Annotated in this window: 22 protein-coding genes and 1 tRNA gene; 21 read left to right on the top strand and 2 right to left on the bottom strand. The window is 64.6% G+C overall.

Annotated features, from left to right (window positions below):
• From AAG799_RS00630 to AAG799_RS00580, 11 genes are all read left to right on the top strand, one after another.
• A partial coding sequence (locus AAG799_RS00630; RefSeq protein ID WP_341893836.1) for a molybdopterin cofactor-binding domain-containing protein occupies positions 1 to 1,020 on the top strand: 1,020 nt, incomplete at its 5' end.
• A gap of 9 nt (positions 1,021 to 1,029) precedes the next feature.
• Entirely contained in the window at positions 1,030 to 2,529 is a 1,500-nt protein-coding gene (locus tag AAG799_RS00625) for a 6-hydroxynicotinate reductase (protein ID WP_341893835.1), read from the top strand.
• A gap of 5 nt (positions 2,530 to 2,534) precedes the next feature.
• The gene (locus AAG799_RS00620; protein WP_341893834.1) at positions 2,535 to 3,419 is read left to right on the top strand and encodes a UPF0280 family protein; all 885 of its coding nucleotides are present in this window, start codon (positions 2,535 to 2,537) and stop codon (positions 3,417 to 3,419) included.
• The gene (locus AAG799_RS00615) at positions 3,416 to 4,000 is read left to right on the top strand and encodes an amino acid synthesis family protein (protein WP_341893833.1); all 585 of its coding nucleotides are present in this window, start codon (positions 3,416 to 3,418) and stop codon (positions 3,998 to 4,000) included. Before AAG799_RS00620 ends, AAG799_RS00615 begins: the two co-directional genes overlap by 4 nt.
• 66 nt (positions 4,001 to 4,066) lie before the next feature.
• Positions 4,067 to 5,275, top strand: a complete 1,209-nt coding sequence (locus tag AAG799_RS00610) for an ABC transporter substrate-binding protein (RefSeq protein WP_341893831.1) — start codon at positions 4,067 to 4,069, stop codon at positions 5,273 to 5,275.
• Positions 5,276 to 5,368: 93 nt separating this feature from the next.
• Positions 5,369 to 7,270, top strand: a complete 1,902-nt coding sequence (locus tag AAG799_RS00605) for an ABC transporter permease (RefSeq protein ID WP_341893830.1) — start codon at positions 5,369 to 5,371, stop codon at positions 7,268 to 7,270.
• Positions 7,267 to 8,028 carry an ABC transporter ATP-binding protein gene (locus tag AAG799_RS00600; RefSeq protein ID WP_341893829.1) on the top strand — a complete coding sequence of 254 codons (762 nt, stop codon included), beginning with the start codon at positions 7,267 to 7,269 and terminating at the stop codon, positions 8,026 to 8,028. The genes AAG799_RS00605 and AAG799_RS00600 overlap by 4 nt, the downstream gene beginning before the upstream one ends.
• Before the next feature lies 1 nt (position 8,029).
• Positions 8,030 to 8,731 carry an ABC transporter ATP-binding protein gene (locus tag AAG799_RS00595; RefSeq protein WP_341893828.1) on the top strand — a complete coding sequence of 234 codons (702 nt, stop codon included), beginning with the start codon at positions 8,030 to 8,032 and terminating at the stop codon, positions 8,729 to 8,731.
• 10 nt (positions 8,732 to 8,741) lie between these two features.
• On the top strand, positions 8,742 to 10,784 hold the full coding sequence (locus AAG799_RS00590) for a hydantoinase/oxoprolinase family protein (RefSeq protein ID WP_341893827.1): 2,043 nt from the start codon (positions 8,742 to 8,744) through the stop codon (positions 10,782 to 10,784).
• 7 nt (positions 10,785 to 10,791) lie between these two features.
• Positions 10,792 to 12,522: a hydantoinase B/oxoprolinase family protein gene (locus tag AAG799_RS00585; protein ID WP_341893826.1), complete on the top strand. Its 1,731-nt coding sequence runs from the start codon at positions 10,792 to 10,794 to the stop codon at positions 12,520 to 12,522.
• Positions 12,523 to 12,536: 14 nt separating this feature from the next.
• The gene (locus AAG799_RS00580; protein WP_341893825.1) at positions 12,537 to 13,361 is read left to right on the top strand and encodes a hypothetical protein; all 825 of its coding nucleotides are present in this window, start codon (positions 12,537 to 12,539) and stop codon (positions 13,359 to 13,361) included.
• Here the strand turns inward: AAG799_RS00580 and AAG799_RS00575 are convergent.
• Positions 13,330 to 13,824 carry a hypothetical protein gene (locus tag AAG799_RS00575; protein ID WP_341893824.1) on the bottom strand — a complete coding sequence of 165 codons (495 nt, stop codon included), beginning with the start codon at positions 13,822 to 13,824 and terminating at the stop codon, positions 13,330 to 13,332. The two genes, AAG799_RS00580 and AAG799_RS00575, sit on opposite strands and share 32 nt — an antisense overlap.
• A 158-nt stretch (positions 13,825 to 13,982) precedes the next feature.
• Between AAG799_RS00575 and AAG799_RS00570 the strand changes: the two genes are divergently transcribed.
• The 10 genes from AAG799_RS00570 (at position 13,983) to AAG799_RS00525 (ending at position 25,792) form a co-directional block, all read left to right on the top strand.
• A tRNA-His gene (locus tag AAG799_RS00570) sits at positions 13,983 to 14,059 on the top strand.
• Between the two features lie 275 nt (positions 14,060 to 14,334).
• Positions 14,335 to 18,171, top strand: coding sequence for a trifunctional transcriptional regulator/proline dehydrogenase/L-glutamate gamma-semialdehyde dehydrogenase (gene putA, locus AAG799_RS00565; protein WP_341893823.1), 3,837 nt, complete (start codon positions 14,335 to 14,337; stop codon positions 18,169 to 18,171).
• A gap of 83 nt (positions 18,172 to 18,254) precedes the next feature.
• The gene (locus AAG799_RS00560) at positions 18,255 to 19,097 is read left to right on the top strand and encodes a CoA transferase (protein ID WP_341893822.1); all 843 of its coding nucleotides are present in this window, start codon (positions 18,255 to 18,257) and stop codon (positions 19,095 to 19,097) included.
• Complete coding sequence (locus tag AAG799_RS00555) at positions 19,097 to 19,846, top strand: CoA-transferase (RefSeq protein WP_341893821.1); 750 nt, start codon at positions 19,097 to 19,099, stop codon at positions 19,844 to 19,846. The genes AAG799_RS00560 and AAG799_RS00555 overlap by 1 nt, the downstream gene beginning before the upstream one ends.
• Before the next feature lie 189 nt (positions 19,847 to 20,035).
• On the top strand, positions 20,036 to 21,121 hold the full coding sequence (locus AAG799_RS00550; protein ID WP_341893819.1) for an ABC transporter ATP-binding protein: 1,086 nt from the start codon (positions 20,036 to 20,038) through the stop codon (positions 21,119 to 21,121).
• Between the two features lie 41 nt (positions 21,122 to 21,162).
• Positions 21,163 to 22,464 carry a PotD/PotF family extracellular solute-binding protein gene (locus tag AAG799_RS00545; protein WP_341893818.1) on the top strand — a complete coding sequence of 434 codons (1,302 nt, stop codon included), beginning with the start codon at positions 21,163 to 21,165 and terminating at the stop codon, positions 22,462 to 22,464.
• Positions 22,465 to 22,510: 46 nt separating this feature from the next.
• Positions 22,511 to 23,359 (top strand): ABC transporter permease, encoded by an 849-nt coding sequence (locus AAG799_RS00540; RefSeq protein WP_341893838.1) that lies wholly within the window; start codon positions 22,511 to 22,513, stop codon positions 23,357 to 23,359.
• Between the two features lies 1 nt (position 23,360).
• On the top strand, positions 23,361 to 24,203 hold the full coding sequence (locus AAG799_RS00535; protein WP_341893817.1) for an ABC transporter permease: 843 nt from the start codon (positions 23,361 to 23,363) through the stop codon (positions 24,201 to 24,203).
• 9 nt (positions 24,204 to 24,212) lie between these two features.
• Positions 24,213 to 25,052: a GNAT family N-acetyltransferase gene (locus AAG799_RS00530; protein ID WP_341893816.1), complete on the top strand. Its 840-nt coding sequence runs from the start codon at positions 24,213 to 24,215 to the stop codon at positions 25,050 to 25,052.
• Positions 25,052 to 25,792, top strand: coding sequence for an aspartate/glutamate racemase family protein (locus AAG799_RS00525; RefSeq protein WP_341893815.1), 741 nt, complete (start codon positions 25,052 to 25,054; stop codon positions 25,790 to 25,792). The genes AAG799_RS00530 and AAG799_RS00525 overlap by 1 nt, the downstream gene beginning before the upstream one ends.
• Here AAG799_RS00525 and AAG799_RS00520 read toward each other — a convergent pair.
• Positions 25,789 to 26,250 carry a DUF2147 domain-containing protein gene (locus AAG799_RS00520; protein WP_341893814.1) on the bottom strand — a complete coding sequence of 154 codons (462 nt, stop codon included), beginning with the start codon at positions 26,248 to 26,250 and terminating at the stop codon, positions 25,789 to 25,791. The genes AAG799_RS00525 and AAG799_RS00520 overlap by 4 nt on opposite strands.
• Positions 26,251 to 26,379 lie beyond the last annotated feature (129 nt).

Genomic DNA, 26,379 nt, shown 5'->3' with positions numbered 1-26,379 from the left:
TGGCAGGCGATGACGGCCGAGGTCGAAGCCTTCAATGCCCGCCGCAAGACCCTGCGCCGCGGCATCGGCATCGGCTGCATGTGGTATGGCCTGGGCAATACCTCGATTTCCAATCCCTCCACCATGCGGATCAGCCTGCGTGCCGATGGCCGGGTGTTCTTCTATAACGGTGCCGTCGATATCGGGCAGGGCTCGAATACCATCTTCGTGCAGATCGTGGCCGATGCGCTTGGCGTCAGCATGGACCGCATCGACTATGTGATGGGCGATACCGACCGCACCCAGGATGCCGGCAAGACCTCGGCCTCGCGGCAGACCTTCGTGTCGGGCAAGGCCACCGAGATCGCGGCCCGTGATCTGCGGGCGCAGGTTCTGCGGCTGGCCAATGCCGGCGACGGCGCCAAACTCAACTTTGATGGCGCCGTGCTCACTGTCGAAGATGGTGGCGCGGTGCGCCGCATCGATCTCGCCACCCTGCCGCGCCTCAACCTGGATGGCGATGTGCTGCTGGGCGAGGGCCGCTTCGATCCGCCCACCACCATGCTGGATGCCAATGGTCAGGGCGTGCCTTATGCCACCTATGGCTTTGCCGCGCAGATGGCGCTGGTCGAGGTCGATACCGAGCTTGGCAAGGTGAAGGTGAAGAAGATCATCGCCGCCCATGACGTGGGCCGGGCGGTGAACCCGACTCAGGTGGAAGGCCAGATTCATGGCGGCATCGCGCAGGGGCTGGGCCTGGCACTGATGGAAGAATACCTGCCGGGCCGCACCGAAAACCTGCATGACTATCTGATCCCGACCGTGGGCGATGTGCCCGAGATCGATGTGATCATGATCGAGGATGCCGAACCGCTCGGACCGTTTGGCGCCAAGGGTGTCGGCGAGCCGGGCCTGGTGCCGACCGCGCCGGCCATCCTGGGTGCGATCCGCCATGCCACCGGCGTGCGCGTTACCGAAGTGCCGGTGCTGCCGCATCGCCTGCATGCGGCACTCAAAGATCTGCCGCAGGCAGCGGAGTAGGAGGCCAGCATGAGTCACGCCATCGCTACCGCCCCGAAGGATGATGTCGTCCGTTGCGATGCCTGTCCGGTGCTCTGCCGCATCCGTCCCGGCAAGGCCGGCGCCTGCGACCGCTATGCCAATGTCGAAGGCGTGCTGACCCGCGTCGACCCGCTGATTATCACCGAACGTGCGGCCACCGCCGGCGCGGTGGTGCCGTTTCTCTCAGGGTCCGAAGGCTGGAATGGCAGCGTGGCCGCGCCCCCGCCTGTTGCAGTGTCTCCGATGTTCGTGACCGGCATCGGCGCCGGCACCACCTATCCCGATTACAAGCCGGCACCCTTCATCGTGTCGTCGCAGCATGATGGCGTCGATATGGTCACCGTGGTGACCGAAGGCATCTTCAGCTATTGCGGCGTCAAGGTGAAGATCGATACCGATCGCCATCTCGGCCCGGAACAGGCCGCAGTGCGGGTGAACGGCGAAGCCATCGGCCATGTCACCACGGCGGAATACGGCTCGCAGATGCTTTCGCTCGGCGGCGTGCATCACCTGACCGGCGGCAGCAAGAAGGAAGGCATCGTCACCTGCGACGCGTTGCTGGCGCTGTGCAACAAGCAGGCGCTCACCGTGCAGATCGATGGCGGTGCCGAAGTCACCATCCAGGCCAACCATCCGCCCGTCGTGAACGGCACGCCCGAAGCCCGCATGCGGGTGGGCTGCGGTTCGGCCACCATCGGCATCTTCGCCAAGCAGTGGCTTGGCCATGCCGACGAGGTGATCGTGGTGGATGACCACATCACCGGCGTGCTGAGCGAGCACCAGGCCGGCCGCTTCCTCGACATGCCGCTGGCCGGCATCCGCGTGCGCGGCCGCAAATCCACGCCGGGCCGCTATTTCCAGGTGGCCGAGCCGGGTCTGGGCTGGGGCGGCACCAATGTGTCCGATCCGCTCGACATCATCGAGAGCATCGATGCCAAGGCTGCCTGGCCGGGCATGAAGCTGCTGATGGTCTCCACCACCGGCGAGCACAGCGCCTGGTATGTGCTGGACGACCAGCTCAAGCCGCAACCGGCCGAGATGCCGGCGCCGGTGCGCGTCGTGGTCGACCGTATTGCCGAGAATTGCGAGCCATCGCTCTGCACCGTACTGTTCATGGCCGGGGCCGGCGGCAGCCTGCGCGCGGGCGTCACCGAGAATCCGGTGCGCCTGACCTTGTCGGTGAAGGATCGTCTGACCCGCGTCACCTCCGGCGGTGCGCCGGTTTATGTCTGGCCCGGCGGCGGCATCACCTACATGGTGGATGTGGCGCGCATGCCCGACAATTCCTTCGGCTATGTGCCGACGCCGGCGCTGGTCGCACCGATCGAATTCACCCTGCGGCGTGACGATTATGCTGCGCTCGGCGGCCACATGGATTACGTGGTACGGCTTGACGATGTGCTGCAGACCGGACGTCTGAGCAAGCAGGCCTGGCGTGACGAGAATCCCTGGCCGATCACGCGTCCGACCGCCGAGGAGCAGCCGTGAGCGGCATGCAGCCCACAGCAGCCTGGCTGATTGGCCGCGATGGCGTATCAAAGCGCCTGCATCTGCAGCATGGCCCGATCGATCTGGTGATCGAAGCCTTCGGCGCGCAGGCTGATGTTGCGCGGGCCTATGACCAGGCGGTGGCACGCTTCCAGGATATCCTCGCCACGCTGGTGGCCGAACTGCCCGCGTTGCGCCGGCCGCTGGGCGGCGCGCATCCGCTGTTCCGTGGCCCGGTGGCGCGCCGCATGGCGGTCGCCTGCTGGCCGCATCGTGCGGTTTTCATCACGCCGATGGCGGCCGTGGCCGGCTCGGTGGCGGATGAAGTGCTGGCCGCGATGCAGGCCGGCACGCAGCTTGCCAAGGCCTATGTGAACAATGGTGGCGACATCGCTTTCCATCTCGCCGCCGGCGAGACCCTGCGGGCCGCCGTGGTCTGCAATCCCGACCTGCCGCATCTGGATGCGATTGCCACGCTGAATGCCATGCAGCCGTCGCGCGGCATCGCCACTTCGGGCTGGCGTGGCCGCTCGTTTTCGCTTGGCATTGCCGATGCGGTCACTGTTCTGGCCGAGACCGCGGCGCAGGCCGATGCTGCCGCCACCATCATCGCCAATGCAGTGACGGTTGAGCACGACATGATTCGCCGGCAGCCGGCACACGCATTGCGTGATGACAGCGACCTGGGTGCACTGCCGGTGACAGTATCCGTAGGTACACTGCCGATTTTCGCGATCAACGAAGCCTTGTCGGCCGGTATGGTGCGCGCGCAGGATTTGTGCCGCAGCGGTCTGATTCAGGCCGCATTTTTGTCGCTACAGGGCGAGACCCGGAGTGTCGGCGGCGAGATGCTGCTGACGGCTGCGCAAAGCGTTGGAGTAAGAGCATGAGCCTGGTTGAAGTCCGCAAGATCGTCTGTATCACCGAAGATGTTTTCCACGATGGTGGCCCTGTTGCGGCCAAGCATCCGGTGAAGGGTGTGATCGGCGCTTTCGTCAAGAATCCCTATGCCGGTCGCTATGTCGAAGACATCACGCCGATGATGGATGCGCTCAAGCCGCTCGGGCTGGAGCTGACCAAACGTCTTGTGGCGGCACTCGGGAATGATCCCAGGGCCATCGAGGCCTATGGCAAGGGCGCCCTGATCGGCGCCGGCGGTGAACTGGAGCATGGCGCGCTGTGGCATGTGCCCGGCGGCTATTCGATGCGCGAGATTCTCGGCAATGCCAAGGCCATCGTGCCCTCCGCCACCAAGGTGGGCGGGCCGGGCGCCCGTATCGACATTCCGCTGCATCATGTGAATGCCGCCTATGTGCGCAGCCATTTCGATGCCATCGAATTTGGCGTGGCCGACGGGCCGCGCGACAACGAGATCGCCTTCATCCTGGCGATGAGCACCGGCGGGCGCGTACATGCCCGGGTCGGCGGCCTGCAGGTCCATGAGATCAAGGGCGAGGATGGGCAGCGATAATTGCGTCAGAAGAAAAGTTTAGCGTTCGCGTTTCCGGGAACCACAGGACTTCAACAGGAGGCAAGTATGAATCGCAGAAGCTGGTTGAAACTGAGTGCCGCAGTCGGTGCGGCGATGATCGGTCTGACATCCGGCGCCCAGGCGCAGGATACCATCAAGATCGGCGAGATGAATTCCTACAAGAATTTCGCCGCCTTCCTCGAGCCCTACAAGAAGGGCTGGGAACTCGCCGTCGAACAGGTGAATGCCAGCGGCGGCCTGCTGGGCAAGAAGCTGGAAATCGTCAGCCGTGACGACAACGGCACGCCGAGCGATGCCGTGCGTATCGCTGAAGAGCTGATGACTCGTGAAAAGGTCGCCTTCCTGATCGGCACTTTCCCCTCCAATGTCGGCCTCGCCGTGTCGAGTTTCGCCAAGGAGAAGAAGGTTCTCTTCATCGCCGCCGAGCCTCTGACCGACAAGATCGTCTGGGACCAGGGCAACAAGTATACCTATCGCCTGCGTGCCTCGACCTACATGCAGACGGCGATGCTGGTGCCGGAAGCGGCCAAGCTGAAGAAAAAGCGCTGGGCCATCGTTTATCCGAACTATGAATATGGCCAGTCGGCCACGGCTGCCTTCAAGCAGCTGATCAAGGCGGCGCAGCCCGATGTCGAATTCGTCATCGAGCAGGCCCCGCCACTGGGCAAGATCGAAGCCGGCGCCGTGGCCGATGCCATTGCCGCCGCCAAGCCGGATGCGATCTTCTCGTCGCTGTTCGGCGCCGATCTCGCCAAGTTCGTCCGCGAAGGCCAGACCCGCGACCTGTTCAAGAATGTCGCGGTGTTCAACCTGCTGGCCGGTGAGCCGGAATATCTCGATCCGCTGAAGGATGAGGCTCCGGTCGGCTGGTGGGTCACCGGCTATCCCTGGTATGCCATTAACACGCCGGAGCATAAGGCGTTTGCCGATGCCTACCAGAAGAAGTTCAACGACTATCCGCGCCTGGGTTCGATCGTCGGCTATGCCACCGTGCAGTCTGCTGCGGCGGTGATCAAGAAGGCCGGCACGCTGGACACCGAGAAGCTGGTGGCGGCGATGAAGGGCCTGACCCACAGCACGCCGCTCGGCAACATCACCTATCGTCCGCAGGACAACCAGTCCACGATGGGAGCCTATGTCGGCAAGATCGGGCTGAAGGACGGCAAGGGTGTCATGACCGACTGGTATTATGCTGACGGCGCCAAGTTCCTGCCGTCGGATGCCGAAGTCGCCAAGATGCGTCCGGCCGACTGAGCCTGCCGCGACTGTGCCCTCCCGCATGAATGGCGGGAGGGCATTTTTTCTCTCCTGAATTTCTCTTTCCTTATTGCTTGGTGGGTCGGGGTCTTGCTGTCCAACATTGCCATCCAGTTCATGAACGGCCTTGCCGGCGCCTCGTCGCTCTTCCTGGTGGCCGCCGGACTGTCGATCATCTTCGGCGTCAGCCGGATCGTGAATTTCGCCCATGGCTCGCTGTATATGCTGGGGGTCTACCTGGCCTATACGCTGGTGGAATTCTTCGGCCGCAGCTCGATCTTCGGCTTCTGGGGTGGCGTGCTGATGGCGGCACTCTGTGTCGGCCTGATCGGCGTGGTCATCGAGGTGGTGGTGCTGCGCCGCATTTATCGCGCGCCCGAGCTGTTCCAGCTGCTGGCCACCTTTGCGCTGGTGCTCGTCATCAAGGATGCCGCGCTCTACATCTGGGGTGCTGAGGATCTGGTCGGGCCGCGCGCCGCCGGCCTGCGCGGTGCCGTTGAGATTTTCGGCAAGCGCTTCCCGCAATATGATCTGGTGCTGATCGCCATCGGTCCCGCCGTACTCGGCCTGCTCTGGCTTCTGATGAACCGCACCCGCTGGGGCACGCTGGTGCGTGCCGCCACCCAGGATCGCGAGATGGTCGGTGCGCTCGGCGTCAACCAGAGCGGCCTGTTCACCGGTGTATTCTTCCTCGGCGCGTTTCTCGCCGGTCTGGGTGGTGCCGTGCAGCTGCCGCGCGAGCCGGCCCAGCTGATGCTCGACATCACCGTGATCTCCGATGCCTTCGTGGTCGTCGTGGTCGGCGGCATGGGCTCGATCGGCGGCGCCTTCCTCGCCGCACTACTGATCGCGCAGGCCAAGGCTTTCTGCATCGGTCTCGGCGATGTGTCGGTCTTCGGCATGGTCTTCTCGTTCAGCAAGTTCACCCTGGTGGTCGAATTCGTCATCATGGCTGTCGTGCTGGTGGTGCGGCCCTGGGGCCTGCTCGGCAAGCAGCAGGGCGCCCAGCGCGGCGCCTTCACGGTCGAGCCGCCACTCTATCCGCTCAACCAGGCCTTCTGGCTCACCGTGCTCGGCCTGGTCGTACTGCTCGGCCTGATGCCGCTCGGCGGCGACGACTATCTGCTGGTGCTGCTGATCGACATCGCGGTGTTTGCGCTGTTTGCCGTCACCCTGCATTTCCTGATGGGACCGTCCGGCATGGTGTCGTTCGGCCATGCCGCCTATTTCGGTCTGGGCTGCTACGGCGCCGCGCTGGCTTTCCTCAAACTCAAGCTGCCGATGGAACTGGCGCTGCTGGCGTCGCCGCTGGCTGGCGGCCTCGGCGCCTTGCTGTTCGGCTGGTTCTGCGTGCGGCTCAGCGGCGTCTATCTCGCCATGTTGACGCTGGCCTTCGCCCAGATCGCCTGGTCGGTGATCTATCAGTGGGATGCCTTCACCGGCGGGTCGAATGGCCTGATCGGCCTGTGGCCCAGCGAATGGCTGAAGAACCGCACGGCCTTCTACTATTTCGCCCTGGTGCTCTGCGTGGCCGGCGTGCTGTTCCTCTGGCGCGTGGTGCATGCGCCCTTCGGCTACGCGCTGCGCGCCGGTCGCGATTCCGCGCTGCGCGCCGATGCCATCGGCATCGACGTGCGGCGCTTCCAGTGGTTCGGCTTCACGCTGGCCGGTGCCTTCGCCGGTCTGGCCGGCGGCCTGTTCGCCTTCTCCAAGGGCAGCATCTCGCCTGAATCGCTGGCGGTCTCGCGCTCGGTCGATGGCCTGGTAATGGTGCTGCTTGGCGGCGTGCAAACGCTGACCGGCCCGGTGGCGGGTGCCGCCGTCTTCACCTGGCTGCAGGATTCGATCGCGCGCAACACTGAATACTGGCGTGCCATCCTGGGCCTCACCATCCTGGTCATCGTGCTGGCCTTCCCGCAGGGCATTGCCGGCTTCCTGAAGCAGGTTGCCACCCGTGTCGGGGTGATGCGCAGCCGGGAGGCCGTGTCATGACGGTGCTCGCAGTCAGCAGCCTGTGCAAATCCTTCGGCGGCGTGCAGGCCGTGCAGGATGTCGCCTTCAGTGTCAGTGCCGGCGAATTGCTGGCCCTGATCGGCCCCAACGGTGCCGGCAAGAGCACCTGCTTCAACATGCTGAACGGCCAGCTGCGGCCCGACCAGGGTATCGTCACCCTGCTGGGGCGCAGCCTGATCGGCATGGCGCCGCGCGATATCTGGCGGCTGGGTGTCGGCCGCACCTTCCAGATCACGGCGACGTTCAATTCCATGACCGTGCGCGAGAATATCCAGATGGCGCTGCTGTCGCACCACAACCGGCTGATGGCCTTCTGGCGTCCGGCCACCGAGATGTATCGCGACGAGGCGATGGTGCTGCTGGAGCGTGTCGGCATGGCCGACCAGAGCGAGCGGCCCTGCGGCATTCTGGCCTATGGCGATCTCAAGCGTGTCGAACTCGCCATCGCCCTGGCCAACCAGCCCAAGCTGCTGCTGATGGATGAGCCGACGGCGGGCATGGCGCCGAACGAGCGGATCGCGCTGATGGCGCTGACGGCCAAGCTGGCACGACAGGACAATATCGCCGTGCTGTTCACCGAACATGACATGGATGTGGTCTTCGCCCAGGCCGACCGCATCATCGTGCTCAACCGCGGCAAGCTGATTGCCGAAGGATCGCCTGAAGAGGTGCGGGCCAATCCGGAGGTGCAGGCGGTTTATCTCGGTTCCGGCGCCGTCTTCGGGGAGGGCCACTGACATGCTGCAGGTTGAAGGCCTTCACACCTATTACGGCCGCGCCCATATCCTGGCCGATATCGCGCTCAAGGCAGAAGCCGGCGAGGTGGTCGTGCTGCTGGGCCGCAACGGCGCCGGCAAGTCGACCACGATGAAGTCGGTGATCGGCCTGGTGACGGCGCAGAGCGGTGTCATCAGCTTTGGCGGCATCCGCGTCGAGCGCATGTCGCCGCATCGCATCGCCCGGCTCGGACTGGGCTATGTGCCGGAAGACCGCCGCATCTTCACCGATCTCACGGTGATGGAGAATCTGGAAGTCGGCCGGCAGAAGCCGCGCGAGGGCGCACCGACCTGGACGCCGGAACGGCTGTTCGAGCTGTTTCCCAATCTGGGCCGCATGAAGGATCGCCCTGGCGGCCGCATGTCGGGCGGCGAGCAGCAGATGCTGACCATCGCCCGCACGCTGATGGGCAATCCGCGCCTGATCCTGCTGGACGAACCCTCTGAAGGCCTCGCGCCGGTGATCGTCGAGCAGATGGCACGCACCATCCTGAAGCTGAAGGAGGAGGGGCTTTGCGTGCTGCTGTCGGAGCAGAACCTGCATTTCGCCCAGATGGTGGCGGACCGCGCCTACATCATCGAGAAGGGCCGTATCCGCTATTCCGGAACCATGGCCGAACTCGCCGCCGATGCGGCGGTGCGTGAACAGTATCTGTCGGTGTGAGGATTTCAGTATGGGTTGGATTGTCGGAATCGATGTCGGCGGCACCTTCACCGACCTGATCGGCATTGAGCCAAAACTGGGCAAGGTGGCGCTGGCCAAGGTGCCCACCACGCTGGATAACCAGGCCTTCGGCGTGCTCAGTGCCCTGGAGAAGGGCGGCATCGCCCTCGACCAGACCGATATGATCGTGCATGGCACGACGACGACGACCAATGCGCTGCTGGAGCGCAAGGTGGCGAAGATCGGCCTGATCACCACCAAGGGCTTCCGCGACAGTCTCGAACTCGGCCGCCGCACCCGGCCGCAGCCCTATGGCCTGACCGGCGGGTTTGAGCCGCTGGTGCCGCGCCAGTGGCGGCTGGAAGTGCCCGAACGCATGGATGCCGATGGCGAGGTGGTCATCCCGCTGGATGAAGCCGCCGTGCGTCAGGCCGCCATCCAGCTGAAAGACGCCGGCTGCGAAGCGCTGGTGATCCATTTCCTGCACAGCTACATCAACCAGAGCCATGAAAAGCGCGCGCTGGAAATCGCAGCAAAGGTCTGGCCCAACAGCTACATCACCGCCGGGCACCAGCTGCTGTCGGAGTATCGCGAATACGAGCGCGGCACCACGGCCTGCGTGAACGCCTCGGTGCAGCCGGTGCTGCACCGCTATATCGAGCGCCTGAACGGCGAACTGAAGGCCAAGGGCTTCGCGCGGGATCTTCTCGTCATGCAGGGCAATGGCGGCACCATTGCCGCCGGTATCGTCGCCGAGACGGCGGTGAATACCGTGATGTCCGGCCCGGCATCCGGTGTCATGGCCGCCGCCTATACGGCGCGCGCCGCCGGCCTGCCCAATGTCATCACCTATGACATGGGCGGCACATCCTCGGATGTCGGCCTGATCCAGGATGGCGTGCCGCAGGTGTCGTCGGAACTCGAACTCGAATATGCCATGCCGATCCACGTGCCGATGGTGGATGTGCATACCATCGGTGCCGGCGGCGGCTCGATCGCCTTCATCAACGAGGCCGGCATGCTGCAGGTTGGCCCGGAAAGTGCCGGCGCCAGGCCGGGCCCGATCTGCTATGGCCGTGGCGGCACGCGGCCGACCATCACCGATGCCAATCTGGCGCTCGGCCGCCTCAATCCCGATGGCCTGCTGTCGGTCGACAACAAGGTATCGCTGCAGGATGTGAAAGACGCCATCGACCGCGAAGTCGGCCAGCCGCTGGGCATCGGCACCGATGATGCCGCCGCCGCCATCCTGCGCATCGCCAATGACAAGATGGCCGGCGCCATCCGCATGGTGTCTTTAAGCCGTGGCCACGATCCGCGCGACTTCGCGCTGTTTGCCTTCGGCGGCGCCGGACCGTTGCATGCTGCGGCCCTGGCGCGTGAACTCGGGATTCCAAAACTGCTGATCCCGGCGCGGCCCGGTATCACCAATGCGCTCGGCTGTGTGGTGGCCGACCTGCGGCATGATTATGTGCGCACGGTGAACAAGCCGCTGTCGATCCTGCCCGATGGCCTGGTGGCCGAAGTGCTGGCGGCGCAGGTCACGGAAGGCATGGCAACGCTGGAGCGCGACGGTGTGCCGGTGGAAGAAGTGCAGGTGCTGCACACCGCCGATATGCAGTTCCAGGGCCAGAGCCATCTGCTCACCGTGGCCGTGCCGGACAAGACGATCAGCCGCGATGCGCTGCAGAAGGCTTTCGATGAAGCCTACTGGCAGCGCTTCGAGGTCGAACTGCCGGAAATCCGCGCCGTGCTGGTCAACCTGCACACCGCCGTGATCGGCCGCCGCGCGCGCCTGTCGCTCGACCGTCTCCTGTCGGCCGAGCCGGCCAAGGATGTGGCCGGTGCGCAGAAAGGCAGCCGCAAGGTGTGGTACGATGAGGGCGGCTGGCAGGATACGCCGGTCTATGATCGCGAGCGGCTGCCGCGCGGTGCCGATTTCACCGGTCCGGCCATCCTCGAACAGCTCGATACCACGGTGGTGATCGATCCGGGCAATCGCGTGCATGTCGATAAACTCGGCAACCTGATCGTTGCCGTCAGTGGGGAGTAGGGCAGCCATGGCGAAGACACCGATCGATCCGGTCACCCTCGTCGTCATCCAGAACGGCCTGCAGCAGGTCTGCAACGAGATGGACCTGGCATTTTGCCGTGCGGCCTTCTCGCCGGTGATCTCCGAGGCGCTCGACCGCTCGGATGGCATTTATCATGGCGAGACCGGCGAACTGATCGCGCAGGGTGAACTCGGCCTGCCGGTCTTTGTCGGCACCATGCAGTTTTCCACCCAGGCGGTGATCGAGCGCGCGCGCAACACGCCGATGCTCGCGCCCAAACCGGGCGATGTCTATATCGTCAACGATCCCTATCTCGGCGGCACCCATCTGATGGATGTGCGCTTCGTGAAACCGTTCTTCTACAAGGGCAGGCTGGTATCCTGGCTCGCCAATACCGGGCACTGGCCCGATATCGGCGGCATGGTGCCGGGCGGCTTCTCGGCCAATGCCACCGAGGTGGAGCAGGAAGGCCTGCGCCTGCCGCCGGTGAAGCTGTACAAGGAAGGCAAGCTGGACGAGGAAATCCTCTCCATCATCCTCAGCAACATCCGCATCGCCGACCAGCGTATCGGCGACATCAAGGCCCAGGCGGCGGCGCTGACCATCGGCGAGAAGCGGCTGACCGCCTTGCTCGACCGCTACGGTGCCGATGTGGTCGAACAGGCCATCGAGGAACTGAAGCAGCGCGCCAGCCAGCAGATGCGTGCCCGCATCCGCACTATCCCCGACGGCGTCTATCATGGCGAAGGCATCGTCGATTCCGACGGCGTGGTGGATGAGCCGCTGGTGATCAAGATGCAGGTCACCAAAAAAGGCGAGGAGCTGCATTTCGACATGACGGGCTCCAGCCCGCCCTGCCGCGGACCGATGAACAGCGTGATCGCGACCACCTATTCATCCATCTACTTGGCGGTGAAGCACATCTTCCCCGATGTGCCGATCAATGCCGGCACCTTCGAGCCGCTGAAGATCACCGATCCGCATGGCACTTTCCTCTATGCCAAATATCCGCGCCCGGTATCCGGCTGCGCGGCGGAAGTCAGCCAGCGCATCGCCGAGGCCGTGTTCAATGCCCTGGTACAGGCGATGCCGGACCGGCTGTTCGCCGCACCGGCCGGCACCTCGGGCAATCTGGCGCTCGGCGGCTACGACCCCAAGCGCGACCGCAGTTATGTGATGTATGTGATCTCCGGCGGCGGCTATGGCGGCTGGTATGGCGGCGACGGCATCAGCAATGGCTGTTCCACCATCGGCATTTCCAAGACCACGCCGATCGAGGTGATGGAGCAGTATTATCCCGTGCTGTTCGAGGAATACTCGCTGCATGAAGGCTCGGGCGGCGCTGGCCAGCATCGTGGCGGCTTCGGCGTCAATTACACCATCCGTCTGCGCCGCGGCGAGGCGCGCGCCTCGATGGTGATGGATCATGGCCGCAGCGGCCCGCGCGGCGTGCTGGGCGGCGAGGATGGCGGCCTCAACACCGTGCGCGTCGACCTGCAGGGCAAGGATGGCGTGACAAGCTACGTGCCGCCGCATCTGTCCAAGGACCAGGATATCGAGATCAAGGTCGGCGACCGCCTGCATGTCTCCACGCCGGGCGGCGGCGGCTATGGCGATCCGGCCCGGCGCGACCCGGCCGAGGTGGCCCGCGATATCGAGCGCGGCTATTACACGGCCGAACAGGTCAAGGCGCGCTTCGGCGTGACGCCGCAAGCAGTGAAATCCGCTGCCGAATAAGTAGAATACCGCCCATGCTGGCGGAGGTGCTGATCTGGGCTGGGACACAGGCGACGCGCCCGGCGCGTCAGCTCGGCTATGCCAAGGCGGCAGTCAGCCTGTGGTCGCGCCGGCGGCGCTGGGCGCGCGAATGGGCCGAGCATGAAAGCCGCACACGCGACTTCGCCCTGATGACGGTCGGTGCCTGCCGCCGCCGCGACACGCTCTGGCTGCTGGGCGCCGGCACGCTCGCCGATCTGCCGCTCGCCGGCCTCAGCCCGCTGTTCAGACGCATCCTGGTCTTCGATATCGCCCTGCTGCCGCAGGCGCGTGTCGCCGTGCGGCGCTGGCCCAATGTCGAACTGCGGCTCGCAGATGTCACCGGCGTTGTCGAGCCGCTGTCGGAATGGCGTCTCGGCATGCCGCTGCCGATCCCCTCCATCGACGCGATGCGCGATCTCGATCCGGTACCGCCGGACTGCGTGCTGTCGCTCAACCTGCTGTCGCAGCTGCCGCTGCTGCCGATGGACTATGTGCAGCGCCAGGGCATGACGGTACAGGCAGCCGAAAGCTTCGGCCGCGCCATCATGCAGGCGCATCTGCATGGCCTGCTGGGCTTCAGCTGTCCGGTCGGTCTGGTGGCCGATGCGCGGCGGATCTGGCGCAACCGCGCCAATGAAACGGTGCTGAGCGAAAGTGCCGTGCTGGATGTGCCGCTGCCGGCTGCCGAGAAGGAATGGTTCTGGCCGGTGGCGCCACGCGGCGAGATCGATGACGAGGCCGGGCTGGAAATCCTGGTGCAGGCCTCGCGCCTGAATGCCGGACCGCTTACTTCTTCACCGGCTGAACTGATTCGATAACGAAGCCGCGCTCGGGCGGGAATTTGCGCATGATGGTACGGCGCACTTCGTCTTCGCTGGCGGCGTTCAGTTCGACGTAATTGATGTCGCCCCATTTGTCGTCGAGCTGACGATGCTTCTCGCCCATCATATGGGCGCGGCGCACTTCCGAATTGTAGATGCCGATGCTGAAGGTCTTGTGGTTGGTTTCCTGGGCCACCGCCTGGCTGGCCAGTTTCTCCAGCTTGGCGATCTGGGCTTCCAGTTCGAATTTCTGCTTGCTCAGCTCGGTGATTTTCTGCTGGGCGGTCTTGGCCAGCTTTTCCAGCTCGTCCATGCGCTGGCCACGGCGAACAACTTCGGCCGAACTCCACTCATAGGTCATGATCTGTCTTTTGTGCTGAGCGATGAGCTGCAGCACAATAAACGTCGCACCGGGCACACCAATCAGCATGGCGCCCATGATGAGCCAGAAGCTACCCATGCATCTGTCTTAGCGGACTGCGAAATTCCGCACAAGATACTGAAATTGCGGCCAACTTTCTGGAGGGCCGAGGCGAATCGCCGATGGGTTGAACGCAGCCTGGCCGTGACAATGGCTTGACCGCATCCGGCCGGGCAGTTAAGAAGCGGCTTCCTGTGGCGGGGGTAGCTCAGTTGGTTAGAGCACCAGATTGTGGCTCTGGGGGTCGCGGGTTCAAGTCCCGTTCCTCGCCCCATAGATTTGACAGCCGGATCAAAGGTTTAGCCTTGATCCGGCTGTTTTCGTTTGGGGCCCGCTACGACAGAGGCTAAAAGGTTGCGCTACTAACCCGGATGTCCGTCCCATTTGCTTACTGATTCCGGCGAAAATTGGCAGTCATTTTCAATTATTAACGTAAAATCATAGACTTAATAAGGTTGCGCCTTTCGAGTTGACTCGGTTGCGCCTTTTGCGGAATGGTCTCGCCAGCAGGGCCTGCATGACAGGCCGGAGTCGCAGCGGGGGCCGGGCATGGCAGTCACCACCATCGGCGTGAAGATCGACGAAGACCTCAAGGCCCGCCTCAAGCGCGCGGCCGACGGCATCGGCCGCTCGCCGCACTGGCTGATCAAGCAGGCGATTTTCTCGGTGCTGGACAAGGTCGAGCGCGGCGACGCGCTGGATGGCCTGTTTGCCGACACCCGGGCGAGTATCGATGTGCAGGATGCGCCCAGCGCCGCCGATGCCCTGCAGCCGCCCTTCCTGGAATTTGCCCAGACCGTGCAGCCGCAAAGCGTGCTGCGCGCGCAGATCACCGCCGCCTATCGCCGGCCGGAGCCGGAATGCCTGCCGCAGCTGATCGCTGAAGCCACTCTGCCCAAGACCGTGACGGCGACGGCACGCACGCTAGCGCGCAGGCTGGTCGAGGCCCTGCGCAACAAGAGCCAGTCCGGCGGCGTCGAAGGCCTGATCCACGAATATTCGCTGTCCAGCCAGGAAGGCGTGGCGCTGATGTGCCTGGCCGAGGCGCTGCTGCGCATCCCCGATCGCGCCACGCGCGATGCGCTGATCCGCGACAAGATCGGTATCGGCGACTGGGAAGCGCATCTGGGGCACAGCCGCTCGCTGTTCGTCAATGCCGCCACCTGGGGCCTGCTGATCACCGGCCGCCTGACCGCCACCAACAGCGGCAAGTCGCTGTCCAATGCACTGACCAAGCTGATCGCCAGGGGCGGCGAGCCGCTGATCCGCAAGGGCGTCGATATCGCCATGCGCATGATGGGCGAGCAGTTCGTCTCCGGCCAGACCATCGCCGAGGCGCTGGCCAACAGCCGCCAATGGGAAGCCCAGGGCTTCCGCTATTCCTACGACATGCTGGGCGAGGCGGCGACCACGGCGGCCGATGCACAGCGCTATTACGCCGATTACGAACAGGCGATCCATGCCATCGGCAAGGCGGCGGCCAAGCGCGGCATCTATGAAGGCCCCGGCATCTCGGTGAAGCTCTCGGCGCTGCATCCGCGCTACAACCGCGCCAATCTGGAGCGCGTGAAGGCCGAGCTGCTGCCGCGGCTGAAGGCGCTCACGCTGCTGGCGCGGCGCTACGATATCGGACTCAACATCGATGCCGAGGAAGCCGACCGGCTGGAAATCTCGCTCGACCTGCTGGAAAGCCTGTGCTTCGACCCGGAGCTGGCCGGCTGGAACGGCATCGGTTTTGTCGTGCAGGCCTATCAGAAACGCGCACCCTTCGTGCTCGACTGGATCATCGATCTCGGTCGCCGCAGCGACCACCGCCTGATGGTGCGTCTGGTGAAAGGCGCCTACTGGGACAGCGAGATCAAGCGCGCCCAGGTCGATGGTCTCGAAGGCTTCCCGGTCTATACGCGCAAGGTGCATACCGACGTGTCGTATCTGGCCTGCGCGCGCAAACTGCTGGCCGCACCCGATGCGGTCTATCCGCAATTCGCCACCCACAATGCGCAGACGCTGGCCACCATCCATACGATGGCGGGCGAGAATTATTATACCGGCCAGTATGAATTCCAGTGCCTGCATGGCATGGGCGAGCCGCTGTATGAAGAGGTGGTCGGGCGCGACAAGCTGAACCGACCGTGTCGCATCTATGCGCCGGTCGGCACCCATGAAACCCTGCTGGCCTATCTGGTGCGCCGCCTGCTGGAAAACGGCGCCAACACCTCCTTCGTCAACCAGATCGCCGACCAGGCGATTTCGCTCGACAGCCTGATCGCCGATCCGGTCGAGACCGCCAGGGGCATCCAGCCGCTTGGCATGCCGCATCCAAAGATTGCCCTGCCGCGCGACATGCTGGGCCAGCGCCGCAATTCCACCGGCATCGACCTCTCCAATGAACAGCGCCTGGCCTCGCTGTCGGCGGCTTTGCTGTCCGGCGCCGATCACAGCTGGCGTGCGGTGCCGCTGCTCAGCGATGGCGCGGCGGAGCAGGGCGAGGCGCAGGCCGTGCGCAACCCGGCCAGCCGCGGCGATATCGTCGGCCAGATGGTTCCGGCAACCACAGCGCAGGTGACACAGGCCGTCGCTGGCGCGATCGGCGCCGCGCCGATCTGGCAGGCCACGCCGCCGGCCGAGCGGGCGCAATGCCTGGCGCGCGCCGCCGACCTGCTGGAGACGCGCATGCCGCAGCTGCTCGGCCTGATCGTGCGCGAGGCCGGCAAGTCGCTGCCCAATGCCATCGGCGAGGTGCGCGAGGCGGTCGATTTCCTGCGCTACTACGCTGAAAGCGTGGCGACGGAGTTCTCCAACGACACCCATCGTCCGCTCGGGCCGGTGGTCTGCATCAGCCCGTGGAATTTCCCGCTGGCGATTTTCACCGGCCAGGTGGCGGCTGCACTGGCAGCCGGCAATGTCGTGCTGGCCAAGCCGGCGGAGGAAACCCCGCTGATCGCCGCCCAGGCGGTGCAGATCCTGCGCGAGGCCGGCGTGCCGGCCGGTGCGCTGCAGCTGCTGCCCGGCGATGGCCGTGTCGGTGCCGCATTGGTCGGCGATACCCGCATCCGCGGCGTGATGTTCACCGGCTCCACCGAAGTCGCCCGCCTGATCCAGAAGCAGCTCGCATCGCGCCTGACGCCAGACGGCAAGCCGGTGCCGCTGATCGCCGAGACCGGCGGACTCAATGCCATGATCGTCGACTCTTCCGCCCTGCCGGAGCAGGTGGTGGCCGATGTGCTGGCTTCTGCCTTCGATTCTGCCGGGCAGCGTTGTTCGGCCTTGCGCATTCTCTGTCTGCAGGAGGATATCGCCGATCACGTGCTGAAGATGCTGAAGGGCGCCATGGCCGAACTCAGCATCGGATCGCCGGATCGTCTCTCGGTCGATGTCGGCCCGGTGATCACGGCATCGGCGCAGCAGTCGATCCTGAGCCATATCGAAGCCATGCGGGCGAAGAAATGCCGCATCGAGCAGCTGGCCCTGCCGGAACAGGCGCGCCATGGCACCTTTGTGCCGCCCACCGTGATCGAACTGGCCAAGGTGTCGGATCTCAAGGCCGAGGTGTTCGGCCCGGTGCTGCATGTGGTGCGCTACCGCCGCGAAAATCTCGATGCGCTGATCGACCAGATCAACCAGTCCGGCTACGGCCTCACCTTCGGCCTGCACAGCCGCATCGACGAGACCATCGCCCATGTCACCCAGCGGATCGAAGCCGGCAATCTCTATGTCAACCGCAACATCATCGGCGCCGTGGTGGGTGTGCAGCCGTTTGGCGGCCATGGCCTGTCGGGCACCGGCCCCAAGGCCGGCGGGCCGCTTTACCTGCATCGCCTGCTGAGTGCGGCGCCGCCCGTCGCAGGCATGAGCGGGCAGGGCAGCAACGCGCTGCTCGCGCTCTATCACGGCTGGCTGCAGCAACGGCATGCGGCGGTCGCGCAGCGCTGTGCGGCACTGCTGCCGCGCAATCTGCCGGGGCTGGTGCGCGAGCTGCCCGGACCGGTGGGCGAACGCAACCTCTACATCCTGCTGCCGCGCGGCAGCATACGCTGCGAGGCCACCGCACCCGAAGACCTGCTGCTGCAGGTGGCGGCTGCGCTGGCGACCGGCAATCGCGCCATCGTGCCGGAACCGTTCATCGAGCTGTTCCGCGACCTGCCGGCGGACCTGCGCGAGCGGATCGGCCATCAGGGGCAAGCGGATGCCATCCTGTTCGCCGGCGCCGGCGACACGCTTGTGCAATGGGCGCAGCGGACAGCGGTGGACAGCGAACGGATCGTGCCAATCCACACGGCGGATGCCGCCGGCGATTATCCGCTGGAGCTGCTGATGGCCGAACGCACGGTCAGCACCAACACCACCGCGGCCGGCGGCAATGCCAGCCTGATGAGCATCGGCTAGGCCGTCTTTTTACGATTGCCGGGTTGCCTTGCCCGGCGATTGCGCCACAATGGACGCAAGAACGGACGCGGGAGGAACGCGCGATGACCCGACTTGCCGGACAGGTGCCCGTTAGCAGCCTCGACCAGCTCGCCGCTGAAATCCCCAACGGCGCCAAGATTGCCGTGCCGCCGGATTATTCCGGCGTGGCGATGGCGCTGACGCGGGCGATGATCCGGCGTGGCCTGCGCGACCTGCATGTGGTCTGCGTGCCGATTTCAGGTTTGCAGGTCGACATGCTGGCCGGCGCCGGTTGCATCGGCACGGTGGAGACCTCGGCGATCACGCTGGGCGAATACGGCACTGCCCATCGCTTCCAGGCCGGGCTGAAAGCCAGACAGTTCCGCATGATGGATGCCACCTGTCCCGCCGTGCATGCGGCGATTCAGGCCGCCGGCAAGGGCCTGCCCTTCATGCCGCTGCGCGGCCTGCTCGGCACCGATCTTTTGAAGAACCGCCCCGACTGGCAGGTGATCGACAATCCCTTCGAGACGGAACGCCGCGACCCTATTGTGCTGCTGCCGGCGATCAAACCGGATTTCGCCGTCTTCCATGCGCCCTTTGCCGACCGCAATGGCAATGTCTTCATCGGCCGCCGGCGCGAGCTGGTGGCGATGGCGCACGCCTCCACCGCCTCGCTGGTGACGGTGGAGGAGATCCGCGACATCGACCTGCTCGCCAGTGAGGAGAGCGCGGCCGGCACGCTGACGGCGGCCTATATCGGCGGCATTGCCGAGGCACCGCGCGGCGCCTGGCCGATCAAGCTGTGGGATATCTACGACTATGACGAGGCGCATCTGAAGCTCTATGGCGAGATGGCCCGCACGCCCGAAGGCTTCGCGCGCTATTGCGATGAATTCGTGCATGAGCAGAAGGCGGCCGAGTGATGAGCGCGTTCAGTCGCCAGGAACTGCTGATCAACACCATTGCCCGCCTGCTGCAGGGCTGCCGGCTGGTCGCCACCGGCGCATCCTCGCCGATCCCGGGTGCTGGCGCGCTGCTGGCGCGTGCGCAATCCGGCGGTCGCATGCGGGTCAATGTGCTGGGCAGCGTGCGCAACGATTTCCTCTGCGATGGCGGCGTCGAACTGTTCGATCTCGCGGGGCAGGGGCGGCTCGATGCCTTCTTCCTCGGCGGCGGCCAGATCGACGGCCAGGCCAATATCAATCTGGTCGGTGCCGGCGGCGCGTATCCGCAAACCGATGTGCGTTGGCCCGGCTCGTTCGGCTCGGGCTCCCTCTATTATCTGGTGCCGCGCGTGATCCTGTTTCGCGAGGAGCATACCCGCCGTGTGCTGGTGCCGAAGGTGGATTTCATTTCCTCGGCCGGGCCGCAGAATGACGGCACCTACCGTCCTGGCGGCCCCATCGGGCTGCTGACCAATCTGTGCTGGTTTGCCTTCGACCGCGAGCAGTGCCGCTTTCGGCTGGAGAGTGTGCATCCCGGCCATACGGTGGAAGAGGTGCGCGACAACACCGGCTTCGACTTCGATTGCCCGGCCACGGTTCCGGCCACGGCCGCGCCCGATGCCGAGACACTGGCGCTCATGCGCACCCGGATCGCCCGGGATATCGCCGAAACCTATCCGCGCTTTGTCGCCCAGGTGTTTCCCGACCTCGCTGCGGCGGGCGACTGACGTCCCGCCGTTTTCTCAAGCAGATCGTCTGATTCCGCCCAAATATTGACCACCAGTCGCCAGCGCGGCCGATTGCTGCATACAGCGATTGCATACGATTCTGCCTGATGCCGTGAAAAGCCCCCGCAACCGGCGGCTGGCATCTGCCTTGCATCGCTCCCGCGCAACGAACCCGGTGCGGATTACACGATGGCAGACAAGGGCGATATCGAGCTGGCGGCAGTGCTCAAACGCTACGGCGGCGCCATTGCTGTCGACTCGATCAGTCTGAAAATTCCGGCCGGCACCTATTGCTGCCTGCTGGGTCCCAGCGGCTGCGGCAAGAGCAGCACGCTGCGCATGATTGCCGGCCATGAAGAGATTTCCGACGGCGATATCCTGCTCGGCAACGAGGTGATCAACACCCTGCCGCCGGCCAAGCGCGGCACGGCGATGATGTTCCAGAATTACGCGCTGTTCCCGCATCTCGACTGTGTCGACAATGTCGCCTTCAGCCTGAAGATGAAGGGCGTGGCCAAGGCCGAGCGCCGCGCCAGGGCGATGGAGCTGCTGCGGCTGGTCGACATGCAGGACTACGCCGCCCGGCTGCCGGCGCAGCTGTCCGGTGGCCAGCAGCAGCGTATCGCGCTGGCGCGTGCATTGATTACCGGGCCATCCGCCCTGCTGCTCGACGAGCCGCTCTCGGCGCTCGATCCCTTCCTGCGCGCCCGCATGCGCGAGGAGCTGAAGCGCCTGCAGAAGGAACTCGGGATCAGCTTCATCCATGTCACCCACAGCCAGGAAGAGGCGATGGCACTGGCCGATCTGGTCGTGGTGATGAACAAGGGCCGCATTGAGCAGGCCTCTTCGGCGCGCGATGTCTTCAACAAGCCGCGCACAGCTTTTGTTGCCCGCTTCATCGGTGGCCATAACATCCTCGACTGCGCGGTCGATCAGGCCGATGGCAGCATCCAGCTGCCCGGCAATGTCGGCATTGCGCTGGCGCCCGGCATGGGTGGCGCCCGCCGCCGCATTTCCGTGCGCGCCGATCATGCCAGGCTGGGGCCGGCCTCCGGCGGCCAGGCCGGCTTCAGTGGCACCGTGCGTGCGGTCGAATATCTCGGCAGCATGGTACATGTCGGCATCACGCCGCAGGGTTTGCCGGACTGCAGCATCGACGAGAACGAATTCGCGGTTGCCGTCGATGAGGCAACCTTCTTTGCCGCGCCGGTCGCCGTGGGCGATGCGGCCGCGGTGTCATGGAAACTTGGGGATGTCCATATCCTCGAGGACTAACGGGCGGCATCGGGCCGCATAACAAAGCAGCGGAGGCTGACATGGCTAAGGACAAGATGACGGGTAAAACGCGTGGCGTGAATCGCCGTACCGTGCTGAAGGGCGCGGCGGCCGGCATCGGTCTGGCGGCCGGCAGCGGTGCGCTCACCGGCTTCCCGACGATCTGGGCGCAGAACATCAAGAATGTGACGCTGCGCCAGTTCGGCACCGGCGTGTCGAACCTCAATGCCATTGCCGAGAAGTGCAAGGCCGATACCGGCATCACCCTGCAGATGACCGCGCTTGATTCCGATGCGGTGGCGCAGCGCGCCGTGACGCAGCCGAAGTCGTTTGACATCGCCGATATCGAATACTGGATTTGCAAGAAGGTGTTCCCGGCCGGCGTGATGCAGCCGATGGACACCAAGAAGATCAAGAATGTCGACAAGATCGTGCCGCTGTTCCTCAGCGGCAAGCTCAAGCCCGACAGCGTGATCGCGCAGGGCACCGCGCCGCACAGCGTCGGCTTCGTCGAGGGCAAGGACTCCACCAAGTTTGCCAAGTCGCAGACCCAGTGGATGACCATGATCCCGACCATCTACAACGCCGATACGCTCGGCATCCGTCCGGATCTGGTCGGTCGCCCGATCACCAACTGGAAGGACATCATGGACCCCAAGTTCAAGGGCAAGGCGTCCATCCTGAACATCCCGTCCATCGGCATCATGGACGCGGCAATGATCTGCGAGTCGATGGGCGAGATCAAATACGGCGACAAGGGCAACATGACCAAGGCCGAGATCGACAAGACGATCTCGATCATGACGGCCGCCAAGAAAGCCGGCCAGTTCCGCGCCTTCTGGAAGACCTTCGATGAGTCGGTCAACCTGATGGCATCTGGCGAGGTCATCATCCAGTCGATGTGGTCGCCGGCGGTCACCGCCGTGAAGTCGAAGGGCATCCCCTGCGTCTATCAGCCGCTGGCCGAAGGCTATCGCGCCTGGGGTGGCGGTCTGGGTATCGCCAAGCATCTGACGGGCCTCGAACTCGATGCCGCCTATGAATACATCAACTGGTATCTGTCGGGCTGGGTCGGCGCCTATCTGAACCGCCAGGGCTATTACTCTGCCGTGCTGGATACCGCCAAGCAGCATATGAGCGCCGACGAATGGGCCTTCTGGATGGAAGGCCAGCCGGCCAAGACCGACATCATGAGCCCCGATGGCAAGCTGCTGGAAAAGGCCGGCGCTGTGCGCGATGGCGGTTCGTTCGAGAACCGCATGGGCAAGGTCGCCTGCTGGAATGCCGTGATGGACGAGGACCGCTACATGGTCCAGAAGTGGAACGAGTTCATCGCCGCTTAAAGACGGAAAGAGCGCCGTGCAGGTTCGCCTGCACGGCGCCAGTCCGATGAACAAAAACTACATTCCATATCTGCAGGTCGCGCCGCTCACCTTCGTGTTCGGCGCCTTCCTGGTGATTCCGATCCTGACCATCGTGGTGGTCAGCTTCTGGGACTACGACTTTGCGCGCATCATCCCCGATTTCGTGCTGACCAATTACAAGGAATTGCTGAGCAGTCCGGTCACGCTCCGCACCTATCTCAACACGTTGCGCTATGCCGCCATCGTCTGGGTGGTGACGCTGGCGATCGGCTTCACCATCGCCTATTTCCTCGCCTTTCATGTGCGCAGCGACACCTGGCAGACCGCCTGTTTCCTGATCTGCACCGTGCCATTCCTGACCTCGAACATCATCCGGATGATTTCCTGGATTCCGTTCCTCGGGCGCAATGGCCTGCTCAACTCCGCGCTCGTCAATGCCGGCATCGTCAACCAGCCGCTGGAATTCCTGCTGTTCTCCGATTTCGCCGTCGTGCTGGCCTTTGTGCATCTCTATACGCTGTTCATGATCGTGCCGATCTTCAATTCGATGATGCGCATCGACCGTTCGCTGATCGAAGCCGCCTATGACGCCGGCGCCAACGGTCTGCAGGTGCTGACCAATGTGATCATTCCGCTGTGCAAGCCCGGCATCGCCATCGGCTCGATCTTCGTCGTCACCCTGGTGATGGGCGATTTCGTCACCGTGCGCTTCATGAGCGGCGGCCAGAGTGCTTCCGTCGGCCTGATGATGGCCAATGCCATCTCGCTGCTGCAATACCCTGCCGCCGCCGCCAATGCGGTGATCCTGCTGATCGTCGTGCTGCTGATGGTGGCGGGCATGATGCGCATCGTCGATATCCGCAAGGAGCTTTGACATGCGCGACCAGAAACGCGGCAAGGCCTTCTACGTCCTGGGTGCCTTTTTCATCCTGTTCGTGCTGTTTCTCTACGGCCCGATGTCGACCATTTTCATCCTGTCCTTCCAGGGACCGGAAGGCGGCCTGACCTTCCCGATGCGCGGTGTCTCGCTCAACTGGTTCCGCAACCTGACGGAAAAGCAGATGGTTGGCGATTTCGCCGGCAGCTTCGCGCGCAGCTTTTCTCTCGGCGTCATCGTCATGCTGCTCACCGTTGTGATCGCACTGTCCGGCGGCCTGGCCTTCCGCCACCGGTTCAAGGGTGCCGGCGTGATCTTCTACATGGCGATTGCCAGCCTGATCGTGCCCTCCATCCTGGTCAGCCTCGGCATCGGCCTGCAGTTCCGCATCATCGGCTGGGATACCACCTGGTATGGCTCGGCGCTCGGCGCGCATCTGACCTGGACGCTGCCATTCGGCCTGCTCATCATGTTTGCCATCTTCAACCGCTTCAACAAATCCTACGAGGAAGCCGCCCGTGATCTCGGCGCCACGCCCTGGCAGGTGATCCGGCATGTGGTGATCCCGATCATCCTGCCCAGCCTGATCGGCATCGCGCTGTTCGGCCTCACGCTGTCCTATGACGAATTCGCCCGCACCCTGATGACGGCCGGCACCGACAACACCCTGCCGCTGGAAATCTATGCCATGACCACCAATGTGACGACGCCGGTGCTCTATGCGCTCGGCACCGTCACCAGCGCGTTTTCCTTTATCATCATCATTCTGGCGCTCGGCGCCGTCAGCTTTGTGCGCTGGCGCCGCGCCCGGCATGGCTCCGATGCCGGCAGGGGCGTATAGTCCGACGTCATGACCACCGGTTTTTCCGTGCATGTGATGAGCCGTGCCCAGCTCGATCTCGCTGTCGACTGGGCCGCTGCCGAGGGCTGGAATCCGGGCCTCAGTGATGCCGGCATCTTCCATGCCGCCGATCCGCAGGGCTTCCTGATCGGCCTGCAGGATGGCGAACCGGTCGCCTGTGTTTCCGTGGTGCGCTACGGCCACCGCTACGGCTTCCTCGGCTTCTACATCGCGGCGCCGGCCTGGCGCGGCAAGGGCAGGGGCTGGGCGGTGTGGCAGGCCGGACTGCAGCATCTGGGCGAACGCGTGGTCGGCCTCGATGGTGTGCTGGCGCAGCAGGACAATTACCGCAAATCTGGCTTCGCGCTGGCGCATCGCAACATCCGCTATGGCGGCACACCGGCCTTCGGCAAGCCCTCTGCCGCGCTGGTCGATGCGCGCAGCATCGGTTTCGACCGGCTGCTGGCCTATGACCGCCGCTTCTTCCCGGCACCGCGCGACGGTTTTCTCTCCGCCTGGCTCACCGCACCGGGCCATCGTGCCCTGGCCTGCATTGTCGATGGCGACCTTGCCGGCCTGGGCGTGATCCGGCCCTGCCGCAGCGGCCACAAGATCGGGCCGCTGTATGCCGCAACGCCGGCCATGGCCGCCGACCTGCTCGCCGGTCTGTGCGAGGGCATCACCGGCCCGGTCTGGCTTGATGTGCCGCAAACCAACGCGCAGGCGGTGAAACTCGCCGAAAGCGCCGGCCTGAAACCGGACTTCGAGACCGCGCGCATGTATAAGGGTGCGGCGCCGGTGGTCGACATCGCGCATCTCTATGGCATCACCACATTCGAGCTGGGCTGATGAAACTGCTGCTGATCAATCCCAACACCACCGCGCCGATGACCGACAAGGTGCTCAGCGTCGCGCGCCAGGTGGTGTCGCCGGGCACCACGCTGGTCGGTGCCACCGGGCGCTTCGGCGCGGCTTATGTCGCCACGCGCAGTTCCTATGTTATCGCTGCGCATGCAGCATTGGATGCCTGGGCCGAACATGCCGATGGTGGCTTCGATGCCGTGCTGCTGGCCTGTTTCGGCGATCCCGGCCTCGATGGCCTGCGTGAACTTTGCGATGTGCCGGTGGTCGGCATGGCCGATGCCTCGATCCAGCTGGCGGCCAGCCTCGGCAAGAAATTCGGCATCGTCACCGGCGGCGAACGCTGGGGCCCGATGCTGCATGAATTCGTCGCCAGCCGTGGCCTGAGCGACAAGCTGGCGTCGGTGCAGACGGTGGCGCCCACCGGCGGCGATATCGCGCGCGACCCCGACGGCTCGATGGCGCTGCTGGCGCATGCCTGCAAGGCCGCTGCCGCCGATGGCGCCGATACGGTGATCCTGGGTGGTGCGGGGCTGGCCGGTCTGGCTGCGGTGATCCGCGATCAGGTGCCGGTGCCGCTGATCGACAGCACCGAAGCTGCCGTGCGCATCACCGAAGCGGTGGCGGCATCGAAACTCGGCAAGGCCGGCATCGGTACGTTTGCCACGCCGCCCGGCGTGCCCAGCATCGGGCTGTCGCCGGCGCTGGCGAAAAAAATCTCCGGTTAAGGCTCGCGCAGCCACACCTGCGTGCGGCCCAGGATCGGCGTGCCGATATAGCCGCGCAGGCGCAGCTTCTGTCCCGCTTCGGTGAGGCTGGCCTTGGCGTTGTAGGTCTTGCCGTTCTTCGGATCGAGCACGCCGCCGCCGGCCCATTCATTGGTGCCATCGGCTTTCAGGCCCCAGAGGAACACCATGCCGATCACCGGCTGGTCCTTGCGGTCGCCCTCGCAGGCCTCGCAGCGCGGATCGGGTTTTTCATCCGGGCGCAGGAAGATCTGCAGGATGCGACCCTGCAACTCGCCGTTCACATCCTGGATCTCGACAATGCTGCGCGGTGTGTTGGTTTCGTCGTCGATGGTTTTCCAGCGCCCGATCGGGCTGGTCGGCTCGGCTGCATACGCCGGCACGGCCAGGCTGAGGGCCAGAATCACTGACGACATAATATTGCGGACCGGATGGGGCATGGCGGGGCCTCCTAGGACTGACAATCGCATAATTTCATGGTTTGGCGAATTTTCACCGGCCCCGAAACTGTTATAGAGTGACCGACAGCACAGGCCGACACGGAAAAGGCTTGGCAGTATTGGGAGATA

This window comes from Ferrovibrio terrae, from assembly GCF_943371255.1.
GTDB lineage: Bacteria > Pseudomonadota > Alphaproteobacteria > Ferrovibrionales > Ferrovibrionaceae > Ferrovibrio > Ferrovibrio terrae_B.
The sequence above is the reverse complement of the archived record's forward strand: the minus strand, read 5'-3'. Positions and strand labels throughout refer to the sequence as shown.